The organism is Burkholderia sp. BE17 (assembly GCF_009362305.1).
GTDB classification, from domain to species: domain Bacteria; phylum Pseudomonadota; class Gammaproteobacteria; order Burkholderiales; family Burkholderiaceae; genus Burkholderia; species Burkholderia pyrrocinia_C.
Map to the genome: position 1 here is coordinate 138,936 of NZ_WHNU01000010.1, position 13,716 is coordinate 152,651.

Annotated in this window: 17 protein-coding genes; 12 read left to right on the forward strand and 5 right to left on the reverse strand. The window is 66.9% G+C overall.

Annotation, left to right across the window (positions count from 1 at the left end; genetic code table 11):
* Window positions 1-7: 7 nt before the first annotated feature.
* Together eno and ftsB are read left to right on the forward strand one after the other, a co-directional pair.
* Window positions 8-1,291 (forward strand): phosphopyruvate hydratase, encoded by a 1,284-nt coding sequence (gene eno / locus GD429_RS11370; RefSeq protein WP_152857021.1) that lies wholly within the window; start codon window positions 8-10, stop codon window positions 1,289-1,291.
* An 81-nt stretch (window positions 1,292-1,372) separates the two neighbouring features.
* A complete protein-coding gene (gene ftsB, locus GD429_RS11375) occupies window positions 1,373-1,798 on the forward strand; it encodes a cell division protein FtsB (RefSeq protein WP_152857022.1) in 426 nt (141 codons plus the stop codon).
* Window positions 1,799-1,884: 86 nt separating this feature from the next.
* Here ftsB and GD429_RS11380 read toward each other — a convergent pair whose 3' ends face one another.
* From GD429_RS11380 to GD429_RS11390, 3 genes are all read right to left on the reverse strand, one after another.
* Window positions 1,885-2,235, reverse strand: a complete 351-nt coding sequence (locus GD429_RS11380) for a hypothetical protein (RefSeq protein WP_152857023.1) — start codon at window positions 2,233-2,235, stop codon at window positions 1,885-1,887.
* Between the two features lie 134 nt (window positions 2,236-2,369).
* Window positions 2,370-3,320 carry an Hsp33 family molecular chaperone HslO gene (gene hslO / locus GD429_RS11385; protein WP_034183574.1) on the reverse strand — a complete coding sequence of 317 codons (951 nt, stop codon included), beginning with the start codon at window positions 3,318-3,320 and terminating at the stop codon, window positions 2,370-2,372.
* Between the two features lie 25 nt (window positions 3,321-3,345).
* On the reverse strand, window positions 3,346-3,870 hold the full coding sequence (locus tag GD429_RS11390; protein ID WP_321574528.1) for a gamma carbonic anhydrase family protein: 525 nt from the start codon (window positions 3,868-3,870) through the stop codon (window positions 3,346-3,348).
* Between the two features lie 143 nt (window positions 3,871-4,013).
* On the opposite strand from GD429_RS11390, the gene GD429_RS11395 reads away from it, so the two are divergent.
* From GD429_RS11395 to GD429_RS11440, 10 genes are all read left to right on the forward strand, one after another.
* On the forward strand, window positions 4,014-4,871 hold the full coding sequence (locus GD429_RS11395) for a ferritin-like domain-containing protein (RefSeq protein ID WP_152857025.1): 858 nt from the start codon (window positions 4,014-4,016) through the stop codon (window positions 4,869-4,871).
* A 216-nt stretch (window positions 4,872-5,087) separates the two neighbouring features.
* Window positions 5,088-5,978: an alpha/beta fold hydrolase gene (locus tag GD429_RS11400; RefSeq protein ID WP_152857026.1), complete on the forward strand. Its 891-nt coding sequence runs from the start codon at window positions 5,088-5,090 to the stop codon at window positions 5,976-5,978.
* A 75-nt stretch (window positions 5,979-6,053) separates the two neighbouring features.
* On the forward strand, window positions 6,054-6,884 hold the full coding sequence (locus GD429_RS11405) for a 3',5'-nucleoside bisphosphate phosphatase (RefSeq protein ID WP_152857027.1): 831 nt from the start codon (window positions 6,054-6,056) through the stop codon (window positions 6,882-6,884).
* Window positions 6,885-6,956: 72 nt separating this feature from the next.
* Window positions 6,957-7,589, forward strand: a complete 633-nt coding sequence (locus tag GD429_RS11410; protein WP_152857028.1) for an L-threonylcarbamoyladenylate synthase — start codon at window positions 6,957-6,959, stop codon at window positions 7,587-7,589.
* Window positions 7,590-7,639: 50 nt separating this feature from the next.
* Window positions 7,640-8,302, forward strand: a complete 663-nt coding sequence (locus tag GD429_RS11415; protein WP_152857029.1) for a site-2 protease family protein — start codon at window positions 7,640-7,642, stop codon at window positions 8,300-8,302.
* 8 nt (window positions 8,303-8,310) lie between these two features.
* On the forward strand, window positions 8,311-9,513 hold the full coding sequence (locus GD429_RS11420; protein WP_152857030.1) for a tryptophan--tRNA ligase: 1,203 nt from the start codon (window positions 8,311-8,313) through the stop codon (window positions 9,511-9,513).
* Between the two features lie 14 nt (window positions 9,514-9,527).
* Entirely contained in the window at window positions 9,528-10,130 is a 603-nt protein-coding gene (locus tag GD429_RS11425) for a class I SAM-dependent methyltransferase (RefSeq protein WP_321574529.1), read from the forward strand.
* Window positions 10,131-10,176: 46 nt separating this feature from the next.
* Window positions 10,177-11,082 (forward strand): 4-hydroxy-tetrahydrodipicolinate synthase, encoded by a 906-nt coding sequence (gene dapA / locus GD429_RS11430; RefSeq protein ID WP_152857031.1) that lies wholly within the window; start codon window positions 10,177-10,179, stop codon window positions 11,080-11,082.
* 111 nt (window positions 11,083-11,193) lie between these two features.
* Window positions 11,194-12,336, forward strand: coding sequence for an outer membrane protein assembly factor BamC (gene bamC, locus GD429_RS11435; protein ID WP_152857032.1), 1,143 nt, complete (start codon window positions 11,194-11,196; stop codon window positions 12,334-12,336).
* Window positions 12,337-12,340: 4 nt separating this feature from the next.
* The gene (locus GD429_RS11440; protein ID WP_321574531.1) at window positions 12,341-13,117 is read left to right on the forward strand and encodes an MBL fold metallo-hydrolase; all 777 of its coding nucleotides are present in this window, start codon (window positions 12,341-12,343) and stop codon (window positions 13,115-13,117) included.
* A gap of 112 nt (window positions 13,118-13,229) precedes the next feature.
* Here GD429_RS11440 and GD429_RS11445 read toward each other — a convergent pair whose 3' ends face one another.
* Both GD429_RS11445 and GD429_RS42005 read right to left on the reverse strand, forming a co-directional pair.
* Window positions 13,230-13,493 (reverse strand): hypothetical protein, encoded by a 264-nt coding sequence (locus GD429_RS11445; protein ID WP_041493100.1) that lies wholly within the window; start codon window positions 13,491-13,493, stop codon window positions 13,230-13,232.
* Window positions 13,423-13,668, reverse strand: coding sequence for a hypothetical protein (locus GD429_RS42005; RefSeq protein WP_011657350.1), 246 nt, complete (start codon window positions 13,666-13,668; stop codon window positions 13,423-13,425). Before GD429_RS42005 ends, GD429_RS11445 begins: the two co-directional genes overlap by 71 nt.
* Window positions 13,669-13,716 lie beyond the last annotated feature (48 nt).

Sequence of the window (13,716 nt, forward strand, 5' to 3'; positions counted from 1 at the left end):
GAAACCCATGAGTGCAATCGTAGATATCATCGGCCGCGAGATTCTGGATTCGCGCGGCAACCCCACCGTCGAATGCGACGTGCTGCTCGAATCGGGCACGATGGGCCGCGCGGCGGTGCCGTCGGGCGCGTCCACGGGCTCGCGTGAAGCGATCGAACTGCGCGACGGCGAAGCCGGCCGCTACAACGGCAAGGGCGTGCTGAAGGCAGTCGAGCACATCAACACCGAAATCTCCGAAGCCATCATGGGCCTCGACGCGTCTGAACAGGCGTTCCTCGACAAGACGCTGCTCGAGCTGGACGGCACCGACAACAAGTCGCGCCTCGGCGCGAACGCGATGCTGGCCGTGTCGATGGCCGTCGCGAAGGCTGCCGCCGAAGAGGCCGGCCTGCCGCTGTACCGCTATTTCGGCGGTTCGGGCGCGATGCAGCTGCCGGTGCCGATGATGAACATCGTCAACGGCGGCGCGCACGCGAACAACAGCCTCGACATCCAGGAATTCATGATCGTCCCGGTGAGCCAGCCGACGTTCCGTGAAGCCCTGCGTTGCGGCGCGGAAGTGTTCCACGCACTGAAGAAGATCCTGAGCGACCGCGGCATGAGCACGGCAGTCGGCGACGAAGGCGGCTTCGCGCCGAACTTCGGCAGCAACGACGAGTGCCTGTCGACGATCCTGCAGGCGATCGAGAAGGCCGGCTACCGTGCGGGTGAAGACGTGCTGCTCGCGCTCGACTGCGCGGCATCCGAGTTCTACCACGACGGCAAGTACCAGCTCGCGGGCGAAGGCCTGCAACTGTCGTCGGCCGAATTCGCCGACTACCTCGCGACGCTCGCCGACAAGTTCCCGATCGTGTCGATCGAGGACGGCATGCACGAAAGCGACTGGGAAGGCTGGAAGCTGCTGACCGACCGCCTCGGCAAGAAGGTGCAGCTCGTCGGCGACGACCTGTTCGTCACGAACACGCGCATCCTGAAGGAAGGCATCGAGAAGGGCATCGCGAACTCGATTCTCATCAAGATCAACCAGATTGGTACGCTGACCGAAACGTTCGCGGCGATCGAAATGGCGAAGCGCGCGGGCTACACGGCCGTGATCTCGCACCGCTCGGGCGAAACGGAAGATTCGACGATCGCGGACATCGCGGTCGGCCTGAATGCCGGTCAGATCAAGACGGGTTCGCTGTCGCGCAGCGACCGCATCTCGAAGTACAACCAGCTGCTGCGCATCGAGGAAGATCTCGGCGACATCGCGAGCTACCCGGGTAAATCGGCTTTCTATAACCTGCGCTAACGCGCTAATATCGGGTTCGTCATATCGACGCCGCTCTGTGCACGTGCGCGGAGCGGCGCTTCTTATATCTGCGTCTCTTACATGCGGCTTGTCACTGTCGTCCTGATTGCCTTGCTGGCGCTCATTCAGTACCCCCTATGGTGGGGACACGGCGGCTGGCTGCGGGTGCATGAATTGCGTCAGCAGCTCGGCGACCAGCTCCAGAAGAATGCGGACGAGAAGCTGCGCAACGAACGGACCGCAGGCGAAGTGCAGGATCTGCAGAGCGGTACCGCGGCCATCGAGGAGCGCGCGCGTTACGAGATGGGCATGGTGAAGGACGGCGAAGTATTCGTGCAGTTCGTGTCGCCGAACGCACCGGCGGTGCCGCTGAACAACACGCCTTCGAATACGTCGACGCGCGGTGCCGTGTCGGCGGCGCCGGTGCGTGTCGTGCCGAATCCGCAGTCGATCGCGAAGCCGTCGCGGCATCATGGCGGCGACAAGGGCAAGGCCGCGCATCACTGAGCGCGGCAGCTCGAATCCATTGAAAAAGCGCGGGAAATGCCGCGCTTTTTTATTTCCTGTCAGTGTTCAATCGGCCGGGCGATCGCTTACCACCACCAGCCCGGGTAGCCGTAGCCGATGCCCGTTCCCCAGCGATTTCCCCATCCGCCGTAATACCCGCCATAGACGGTCACGGGCGGCGGCGAGTAATAGGCCCACGCGCGCGCGGCCGCCTCGGCCGCCATCGCGCTGTTCTGTTCGCGCAGCACCTGCCGGTCGATCTCGTCGTAGCGCTTGCGTTCGGCGCTCGACAGCGTGGGCGGCTGGCCGCTCGATGCGCCCGGTTCGGGCAGGCGGCTCAGGATCGTGGAGGACGGCGGCGGCATCGCGCAGCCGGCAAGCGCGAGCGTGCCGGCGGCAACGCTCGTCAGGACGATGGTGCGAAACGGGCGACTCATGTGTTTCTCCTGCAGCGCGCCGACGGCGGGAAGCGGCTTGCGCCGAAGGCCGAGTCTCCGGCGCCTGAGCCATGCGTGCGACGCATGTGCGCATTATGCGCCCGTGCCCGGACGGCGGGCATCGGGCGCACCGCTCAGTGACGCTGGCCGGTCGCCGGCGCGATGCCGGTCTCGACGCCGGGCGCCGCGAACAACTGCGCGACGTCGACGGGATCGAATTCGTAGCGCTGGTTGCAGAACTCGCAGTGGATCTCGACGTGGCCGCGCTCGACGATCACGCTGTCGACTTCGTCGCGGCCGAGCATGCGCAGCATCGCACCGACCTTCTCGCGCGAGCAGGAGCACTGGAAGCGCGTGCCGGCCGGTTCGAAGTGCTGCACGTTCTCCTGCCAGAACAGCCGGCGGAATACGACTTCCGGTTCGACCTCGAGCAGCTCCTTCGCGGACAGCGTGCCGCCGAGCGTGCAGACGCGCTCCCACGTGTCGATATCGGTTTCTGCGTTGCGCGGCACGATGCCGCCGTCGCCCGGCAGCTTCTGCAGCAGCATGCCGACCGCGCGGTCGCGATCGGCCGCGAGCCACAGCCGCGTGTCGAGTTGCTCCGAGTGATGCATGTAATGCTCGAGCACCTGCGACACCGATTCGAGCGGGCCGTCGACGCCGTTCAGCGGCACGATGCCCTGGTACGGTTGCTGGCCCGGCAGTTTGTCGGCCGGGTCGAGCGTGATCACGCAGCGGCCGTGGCCGCTCGCGTTGACGAGCGACGCGAAACTCGTGTCGTCGCCGATCGTTTGCGCCGCGTCGCCGGAGAACTTCGCGGTGGCCCGCATCGACAGATCCGAACCGCACTGGACGACCAGCATCTGGACCGGCCCGTCGCCGAAGATCTGCATGATCAGGGTGCCGTGGAATTTCAGGTTCGCGGACAGCAGCGCGCACGCGGCCATCATCTCGCCGAGCACCGTGCGCACGGGGGCAGGGTAGTCGCGGCGGGCGAGCACTTCCTGCCACGTATTGCGCAGCGAAACGATCTCGCCGCGCACGGGCGCCGCATTGAACATGAATTTCTGTAACTGGTCGCTCACTCTTCTTCCTTGAAATCCGTGCGAATCACCCGATCCGCACGAGTTGCTCCTTGAAATGCGCACGCCGCTCGACATACGCCTTCGCGTTTGCGCGCAGCCGCGCGATGTCTTCCGCCGACAGTTCGCGCACGACTTTCGCCGGTGCGCCGAGAATCAGCGAGTTGTCCGGGAACGTCTTGCCTTCCGTCACGACCGCGCCGGCACCAACCAGACAGTTGCGGCCGATGACCGCTCCATTCAAGACCACCGCCTGAATACCGATCAGCGAACCTTCGCCGATCGTGCAGCCGTGCAGCATCGCCTGGTGCCCGATCGTCACGTTTGCGGCAATCGTCAGCGGAAAGCCGGGGTCCGTGTGCAGTACCGCGCCTTCCTGGACGTTGCTGCCGGCGCCGACTGCAATCGTCTCGTTGTCGCCGCGAATCGTCGCGCCGAACCAGACGCTCGCGTTTTCCTCGAGCACGACCTTGCCGATGATGGCCGCCGTATCGGCGACGAATACGCTTTCGTGGATCGTCGGGGCCGTATCGCCCAGCTTGTAGATCGTCACGGAGTCTCCTTGTCTCTTCGGTGATGGGCGCCGGTAGAATGGCGCGTCCGGTTTGCCCGGCGCGTTGCGCCGCGGAACAATCGCATATTGTAAACCGTCGCGTGCATGTGCTCCCGCGATGCGCACGCAGGGTGTCCCCGTTTATGAGCATGGAGTCTTCTTCTTTCGGTCATGCGCCGGTTTGCGTGCGCCGCGCCGCGCTCGACGCGCTGCGCGCATCCGAACCCGCGGCCAAGGCCGCGCAGGTGCGTTCGCTGTACGACGCGCTGCTGGCCGGGCAGGCCGCGATCGCGCCGTCGCTCGAACTGCGCGAACCGGCCGGCCTGCCCGGGCGCCCGGAACGTCCGACGCTGGTCGAGCCGCGCCAGCTCGAGCGGCGCAGCATGCGTTCGCCCGAAGGGCGCGCGGTGCTGCTGCACGCGCTCGCCCATATCGAATTCAATGCGATCAATCTGGCGCTCGATGCGGTCTGGCGCTTTGCGGGCCTGCCGGACGCGTTCTATGCGGACTGGCTGAAGGTCGCGGCCGAGGAGGCCTATCACTTCACGCTGCTGTCCGACCGGCTGGCGGCATTCGGGCATGCGTACGGCGATTTTCCCGCGCACAACGGGCTGTGGGAGGTGTGCGAGCGGACCAAGGGCGATGTGCTGGCGCGCATGGCGCTCGTGCCGCGCACGCTCGAGGCCCGCGGGCTCGATGCTTCGCCGCCGATCCGTGCGCGGCTCGTACAGGCGGGCGACGATGCGTCGGCCGCGATTCTCGACGTGATCCTGCGCGACGAAGTCGGTCATGTCGCGATCGGCAACCGCTGGTTCCGGTATTTGTGCGACGCAACCGGCCGCGATCCGGTGCCGGCCTACCGTCAGCTCGCCGAGCAATACCATGCGCCGCGGCTGCGTGGCCCGTTCAACTTCGATGCGCGTCGCGATGCCGGATTCGAGCAGGCCGAACTCGACGAACTGGCCGCACAGGACGCAGCGGACGGAAACGCGGCGCGTTAGCGGGATCGCGTCCGGCTGCGTATCGTTTGTCGCCGCACGCGTGCCGCCGCCGGCCGGCCCGCTCGCCCGGCGGATCGCGTTTCCCGGCGGGACGCGCGGCCGGTCCGGCCGACCCTCGCACCGCCGCTCCGCTAGAGAAATGCCTCGACTGCCGGCCGCCGGAACGGAGGCGCCGCCGCTATAATCGAACGATCATTCTTTTTTCTGGCGGCTGCAATGAGTGCGTCGAATTCTGTTTCCGATTTCGTCACGGTGCGCGGCGTGAAGCTGCATGTGCGGCGCTGGGGCCGGCCCGATGCGCCGACGCTGTTCATGCTGCACGGCTGGATGGACGTCGCGGCGTCGTTCCAGTTCGTCGTCGATGCGCTCGCGGGCGACTGGCAGGTGATCGCGCCCGATGCGCGCGGCTTCGGGCTGTCCGACTGGCCGGTCGCGCGGCAGGGCGGCGGCCACTACTGGTTCCACGAATACCTGGGCGACCTCGATGCGCTCGTCGATCACTATGCGCCGACCGGCGAAGTCAACCTGGTCGGGCACAGCATGGGCGCGAACGTCGTGTGCCTGTACGCGGGCGCGCGGCCGGAGCGTGTCCGGCGCGTGGTCGATCTCGAGGGTTTCGGGCTCGCGCCCGCGCGGGCCGAGCAGGCGCCGCGCCGGCTGCGCGGCTGGCTGGACGAACTGCGCGAGCCGCCTGCGCTGCGCCCGTACGCGTCCCTCGACGAGGTGGCGGCGCGCCTGACCAGGACCAATCCGCGGCTCGACCCGCACCGCGCCGCATTCCTCGCCGCGCACTGGTCCAAGCGTGGCGACGACGGCCTTTACCACCTGCTCGCGGACCCCGCGCACAAGATGCCCGGCCCGCTGCTGTACCGGCTCGACGAGGTGATGGCCACATGGACACAGGTGCGCGCGAAGGTGCTGCACGTCGAGGCTGTCAATTCGCCGACGCTCGCGCACCTCGCCGGCGACATCCCGCTGCCGGAATTCAAGGCGCGTTTCAACGCGTTCCCCGACTGGCGCGAGAAGCTCGTCGAGGATGCCGGCCACATGGTGCATCACGACCAGCCCGAGCAGATCGCGGCGCTGATCGAGGCGTTCTGCGCGTAGGCGCGCGACGGCGGGGCAGGCCGCGGCGCAATTGCCGCATTGCAGTAGAATGAAGCCTTATCTGCCAAGCCGACAATGAACGCTGATCTCCACTGCCATTCGAATGTTTCCGACGGGTTGCTGTCGCCTGCCGACGTCGCGCGCCGTGCCCATGCCGGCGGCGTGACCCTGTGGGCGCTGACCGACCACGACGAGATCGGCGGCCAGGCGGCGGCGCGCGGCGAGGCGGAAGCGCTCGGCATGCGTTACCTGAGCGGCGTCGAGATTTCGGTCACGTGGGCATCGCGCACGGTGCACATCGTCGGCCTGAACATCGATCCCGCGAACCCGGCGCTCGTCGACGGCCTGTACCGCACGCGCCACGGCCGCGCCGCGCGCGCGCTGGCGATCGGCGCGCAGCTCGAGACGCTCGGCATCCCCGGTGCGTACGAAGGCGCGCTGAAGTACGTATCGAATCCCGACCTGATCTCGCGCACGCACTTCGCGCGGTTTCTCGTCGAGCACGGCCACGCCGAATCGACGTCCGACGTGTTCGACCGCCTGCTCGGCGACGGCAAGCCCGGGTTCGTCCCGCATCGCTGGGCGACGCTATCCGACGCGGTCGGGTGGATCCGTGCGGCGGGCGGCGAGGCCGTGGTCGCGCATCCGGGCCGTTACCGCTATACGCCTGTCGAATTCGACGCGTTCTTCGGCGAGTTCATCGATCTGGGCGGCCGCGCGATCGAGGTCATCACGGGCAGCCACACGCCCGACCAGTACCGCGAATACGCGGACGTTGCCCGCCGCTTCGGCTTCGAGGTGTCGCGCGGCTCGGATTTCCATGCGCCGGGCGAGGGCCGCGTCGAGCTCGGCGGCCTGCCGCCGTTGCCGTCCGACCTGACACCGGTCTGGGAGCGCTGGCTCTGACGCCGGGCGGCCGCCCGCCGCCCGCGTCGTGGTCGACACGCGCATCCGACTTCTCCCTCTTTACGTGCTTTCATGTCCCAGTTCTTCAGGATTCATCCGGATAATCCGCAGCCGCGCCTGATCAAGCAGGCCGTCGAGATCGTCAGCAAGGGCGGCGTGATCGCGATGCCGACCGATTCGAGCTATGCGCTCGCGTGCCATCTCGACGACAAGGATGCGGTCGAGCGGGTGCGCCGGATTCGCGGTCTCGACGAGAAGCAGCACCTGTCGCTGCTCGTGCGCGACCTGTCGGAACTCGCCAACTTCGCGATGGTCGACAACCGCCAGTACCGGTTGATCAAGTCGGTGACGCCGGGCCCGTACGTATTCATCCTGCAGGCGACGAAAGAAGTGCCGCGCCGGCTGTCGCACCCGTCGCGCAAGACGATCGGGCTGCGCGTGCCCGATCACGCGATCACGCTCGCGTTGCTGGAATTGCTCGGCCAGCCGCTGCTCGGCACGACGCTGATCCTGCCGCCTGACGACGAGCCGCTCAACGATCCCGACGACATCCGTGCGCGGCTCGAGAAGCAGGTCGACCTCGTGATCGACGGCGGCGCGTGCCCGCGCGAGCCGTCGACGGTGATCGACCTGACCGGCGACGAGCCGGAGCTCGTGCGCGCGGGGCGCGGCGCGCTCGAACCGTTCGGACTCTCGGCCGCGTAAGCGCGCGCCGTTCCATTTTTGCGCGAGTGCGCTTGTTACAATAACGCGATATGGATGCTTCCCTGATACAGACCATCGCCGTCTACGCGCTGCCCGTGATCTTCGCGATCACGTTGCACGAGGCCGCGCACGGCTACGCCGCCCGCCTGCTCGGCGACAACACCGCCTACATGATGGGGCGCGTGTCGTTCAATCCGATGCGCCACATCGATCCGATCGGCACGATCGCGATCCCGCTCGCGATGTATTTCCTGACGGGCGGCGCGTTCCTGTTCGGCTATGCGAAACCGGTGCCGGTTTCGTTCGGCAACCTGCGGGATCCGCGCTGGGGCAGCCTGTGGGTAGCGCTCGCGGGCCCGGCCTGCAACTTCGTGCAGGCACTGATCTGGGGCCTGCTGACCCTCGTGCTGCCCGCGGTCGGCGTCGACGAGCCGTTCTTCACGCGGATGGCGTTTGCCGGCGTCAGCGCGAACCTCGTGCTCGGTGTGCTGAACCTGTTTCCGCTGCCGCCGCTCGACGGCGGCCGCATCCTGGCGGCGCTGCTGCCGCCGAAGCAATCGATCGCGCTGTCGCGCATCGAGCCGTACGGTTTCATCATCGTCCTCGTGCTGGTCGCGACGGGCGTGCTGACGAACTTCTGGCTGCGCCCGCTCGTCAACGTCGGTTACGCCGTGCTGAGCGCCATCCTGTCCCCATTCGCCTCGCTTTTCTAACGACAATCATGTTCCCAGAACGTATTTTCTCCGGCATGCGACCCACCGGGTCGCTGCACCTCGGTCATTACCACGGCGTGCTGAAAAACTGGGTGAAACTGCAGTCCGAGTACCCGTGCTTCTTCTGCGTCGTCGACTGGCATGCGTTGACGACGCACTACGAGACTCCCGAGGTCATCGAGAAGAACGTGTGGGACGTGCTGATCGACTGGCTCGCGTCCGGCATCGATCCGGCGCAGGCGACGCTGTTCATCCAGAGCAAGGTGCCCGAGCATGCGGAACTCGCGCTGCTGCTCGGCATGAGCACGCCGCTCGGCTGGCTCGAACGCGTGCCGACCTACAAGGAGCAGATGGAGAAGCTGAAGGACAAGGACCTGTCGACCTACGGCTTCCTCGGCTACCCGGTGCTGATGGCGGCCGACATCCTGCTGTATCGCGGCTCGCTCGTGCCGGTCGGCGAGGATCAGGTGCCGCACGTCGAGATGACGCGCGAGATCGCGCGCCGCTTCAACTACCTGTACGGCCGCGAGCCCGGTTTCGAGGAGAAGGCGCTCGAGGCCGCGAAGAAGCTCGGCGGCAAGCGCGCGAAGCTCTATCACGAGCTGCGCAACGCGTATCAGCAGGAGGGCGACGACGAGGCGCTCGAACAGGCGCGTGCGATGCTGCAGGAATCGCAGAGCCTGTCGATGAGCGACCGCGAGCGCCTGTTCGGCTATCTCGAAGGCGCGCGCAAGATCATCCTCGTCGAGCCGCAGGCGCTGCTGACCGAAGCGTCCCGGATGCCGGGCCTCGACGGCCAGAAGATGTCCAAGTCGTACGGCAACACGATCGGCCTGCGCGAAGACGCCGACACGATCACGAAGAAGGTCCGCACGATGCCGACCGATCCGGCGCGCGTGCGCCGCACCGATCCGGGCGATCCCGACAAGTGCCCGGTGTGGCAACTGCATCAGGTCTATACGGACGAAACGACCCACGAGTGGGTGCAGAAGGGCTGCCGCTCGGCGGGTATCGGCTGCCTCGACTGCAAGCAGCCGGTCGTCGAAGGCATCCTGCGCGAGCAGCAGCCGATGCTCGAGCGCGCGCAGAAGTACATGGACGATCCATCGCTGCTGCGCGCGATCGTCGCGGACGGTTGCGACAAGGCGCGCAAGTACGCGACGGAAACGATGCGCGACGTGCGCGACGCGATGGGCCTGTCGTACAACTGATCCGGTCCGCGCGCGTGAACGAATCCGTCATAGCCGCCACGGGCGGCCACGTCGCACCGGCCGAGCCGTCGCGCTGGGTCGCCCGATGGTCGCGGCTCGTTCCGGCCGGCGGCGCGGTGCTCGACGTCGCCGCGGGAGGCGGCCGCCATGCGCGCTGGTTCGCGTCGCACGGGCATCCGGTCGTCGCGCTCGACCGCGACCCGGCCGCGCTGGCCGCGTTGCGTACGATCGCGGGCGTCGATGCGCGCGACGCCGATCTCGAAGGCGCGCCGTGGCCGCTGCCGGCCGGCGAGCGGTTTGTCGCCGTGATCGTCACCCATTATCTGCATCGTCCGCTCTGGCCCCATCTGCTCGATGCGGTGGCTCCGGGCGGCGTGCTCATCTACGAAACTTTCGCGCAAGGAAACGAAACGGTCGGCAAACCGTCCAACCCCGCGTTCCTGCTCGCCCCGGGCGAGCTGCTGGACGCCGTGCATGGCCGCCTGCGGGTGGTCGCGTACGAGGATGGTTTCGTCGCCGCGCCGCGCGAGGCGTTCGTCCAGCGTCTCTGCGCGGTGCGCGAGGGCGCGACCCCGAAGGCGGGGGCGGGAATTCCACGTTACGAACTGCCCGGCTAATCCGCTACAATCTCAACGTTTACCGGTACACAATCAATCGCGTTTCATGGCTAACGGCACCCAAGACGGCATTCAAATCCGCGGCAGCATCCCCGCGATCGTCACCCCGATGCTCGAAGACGGCAGTCTCGACCTGCCGGCGTTTCGCAAACTGATCGACTGGCACATCGCGGAAGGCACCGATGCGCTCGTCGTGGTCGGTACGAGCGGCGAGTCGGCAACGCTCAACGTCGAAGAGCACATCCTGATGATCCGCACGGCGGTCGAGCATGCGGCGAAACGCATCCCGATCATCGCGGGCGCGGGCGGCAACTCGACCGCGGAGGCGATCGAGCTGACGAAGCACGCGAAGTCGGTCGGCGCGGACGCGACGCTGCAGGTCGTGCCGTACTACAACAAGCCGACGCAGGAAGGCATGTACCGTCACTTCAAGACGATCGCCGAAGCGGTCGACCTGCCGGTGATCCTGTACAACGTGCCGGGCCGCACGGTCGCCGATATGGCGAACGAGACGACGCTGCGCCTCGCGCAGGTGCCGGGCATCATCGGCGTGAAGGACGCGACCGGCAACATCGATCGTGCCGCGCACCTGATCAAGGCCGCGCCGAAGCATTTCGCGATCTACAGCGGCGACGATCCGACCGCGATCGCGCTGATGCTGCTCGGCGGTCACGGCAACATCTCGGTGACGGCGAACGTCGCGCCGCGCGCGATGAGCGAGCTGTGCCGCGCGGCGCTGGCCGGCGACGTGCAGACGGCCCGCGAGCTGCACATGAAGCTGCTGTCGCTGCACAAGAACCTGTTCATCGAGGCGAACCCGATTCCGGTGAAGTGGGCGCTGCAGGCGATGGGCAAGATGCAGGGCGGCATCCGGCTGCCGCTCACGGCGCTCGACGAGCGCTGCCACGATGCCGTGCGTTCGGCCCTCGTCGAGGCCGGCGTCCTCGCATGATGCCGAGGCGGCCGCGTCCTGCGGCCGCCGGCTCGACCCCTGATCAACCCGCACCGGCCGGCTCCGTCCGGCGCCGCTCCTGACGAGCGTTCAAGCAAGACGAAGGATTTCATGAAACGTTTCGCCTTTTCCTCTCGCGCCATCCAGATGTCGGTGGTGGTGCTGGCGCTGGGCGCGCTCGCCGGCTGCGATACGCTGAACGACTACCTGGCCCCCGACCGGGTCAACTACAAGAACACCGGTTCGGCGCCGCCTCTCGCGGTGCCGAGCGACCTGAAGCCGGTGCCGACGACCCAGCAGTTCGTCGCGCCGCCGACCAACGCGGGGCTCGGCACGCTGCCGCCGCGGGTCACGACGCAGGCCGGTAATGCGACCGACGGCATTCCGAGCGCGCAGGATCCGCTCGGCATGCACATCGAGCGCGACGGCGATCGTCGCTGGCTCGTCGTCGATGGCCGGACGCCCGAGCAGCTGTGGCCGATCCTGAAGGAGTTCTGGCAGGAGAACGGCTTCTCGCTGAAGACCGACGCGCCGTCGACGGGCATCATGGCTACCGACTGGGCCGAAAACCGCGCGAACATTCCCGACGACTGGTTCCGCCGCACGATCGGCAAGGTCATCGATTTCGCGTACTCGTCGGGCACGCGCGACCGTTTCCGGACGCTCGTGAACCGCACGTCGGACGGCAACACCGACATCTCGATCACGCACAGCGCGATGGAGGAAATGATGGTCGGCCCGCAGGGCGGCACGTCGTCGCGCTGGGAAGAGCGGCCGCGCAACCCGGTGCTCGAAGCCGTGTTCCTGTCGAAGCTGATGCAGAAGTTCGGCCTGACCGACGCGCAGGCGAAGCAACTGCTGACCGATGCACGTTCGGCGACGGCACCGGCGCAGGTCAGCGACACGAGCAGCGGCGCAGCGACGCTGCAGCTGGCCGAGTCGTTCGACCGCGCGTGGCTGCGCGTGGGCCTCGCGCTCGACCGTACGAACTTCACGGTCGACAATCGCGACCGCGAGAAGGGCGTATATACGGTGCGCTATGCGAATTCGATGGAAGAGCTCAAGCGTGACGGCCTGTTCGGCAAGCTGTTCTACGGCGGTCCGTCGGCGGCGAAGCCGGGCAGGGAATTCCTGGTCAACGTGCGCGCGCAGGGCGGCGGCACGCAGGTCGCGGTGGTCGGCGCAAACGGCCAGGTCGACAACTCGTCGGACGCGCAGCGGATCATTTCGCTGCTCCACGCGCAGCTGAACTGAGCGCGTGCGATTCGCCAGCCTCGGAAGCGGCAGCGAAGGCAACGCGCTGGTCGTCGAGGCCTCGAGCGGCACGACGACCACTCGCGTGCTGCTCGACTGCGGCTTTTCCGCCAAGGAGGTCGAGCGCCGGCTCGGCCGACTGAATCTCGGCATCGATGATCTCGATGCGATCCTCGTCACCCATGAACACAGCGACCACGTCGGCAGCGCGCTGACGCTCGCCCGGCGCACGTCGCTACCGCTCTACATGAGCTGGGGCACCGCGCGCGCGGTAGGCGCGGACGAAGCCGATGTCGATCTCCACGTGCTGTGGGGCGACGAGACGGCCGCGATACGCGATCTGGCCGTCATGCCCTATACGGTCCCCCACGATGCGCGCGAACCGCTCCAGTTCGTCTTTATGGACGGCTCCAGCCGGCTCGGCGTGCTGACGGACGTCGGGATGGCCACGCCGCACATCACGGCCGTCCTGAGCGGCTGTGACGCGCTGGTGCTCGAATCCAACCACGACACCGCGATGCTGGCCGCGAGCCGCTATCCGCAGTCGCTGAAGGCGCGGATCGGCGGCAACCACGGCCACCTGAGCAACGACGCGGCGGCCGACATCCTCGCGTCGCTCGAACGCAGCCGCCTCCAGCATCTGGTCGCGGCGCACCTGAGCCAGCAGAACAACCTGCCGGAACTGGCCCGCCAGGCGTTTGCCGGCGTGCTGGGGACGAGCGGGGAGGAGGTGGTCGTGGCCACGCAGGACGCGGGATTCGACTGGCTGATGCTCGGCTGAGCGGGGCGGGGCCGCTGTGGCGGCCCGGTGCGGCTGCCGGGCGATCGATCCGGAAACCGCAGACGTAAAAAAACCGGCCCGAGGGCCGGTTTTTTTCAGCTGACGCTGAGGCTTACTGGCTTGCGCCCGAAGCCGGAGCAGCCGTCGCTGCCGAAGCAGCCGACGCCACTGCAGCAGCAGCGTCGCTCGCAGCAGCCGTTGCCGACGAAGCAGCAGCCGAAGCGTCGCTCGCAGCACCAGCAACTGCCGAAGCAGCCGTCGAAGCAGCAGCAGCCGCGTCGCTTGCAGCCGACGAAGCAGCTTGATCAGCGCTCTTGTTGCAAGCAGCCAGTGCAACAGCAGCCAACAGGGAAGCTACGAGGAGGGATTTCTTCATGATCACGTCCTTTTATGGTTAAAGGTAAGCAACAGCGCGAAACAATACCGGTAATGTGCTCCAACACCGACCTGGGCCGCTGGTGGAGACGCACTTCTAGAGCGTGAATCTTCCCTACGGCTTGGGCGGAAATTATATGCACTTTCCTATCGACCGTCGACAAATGCGGGGTCAATACGTTGTCTTTCCCATACAGAATTTGATCTGTACGGGCATACGGGGC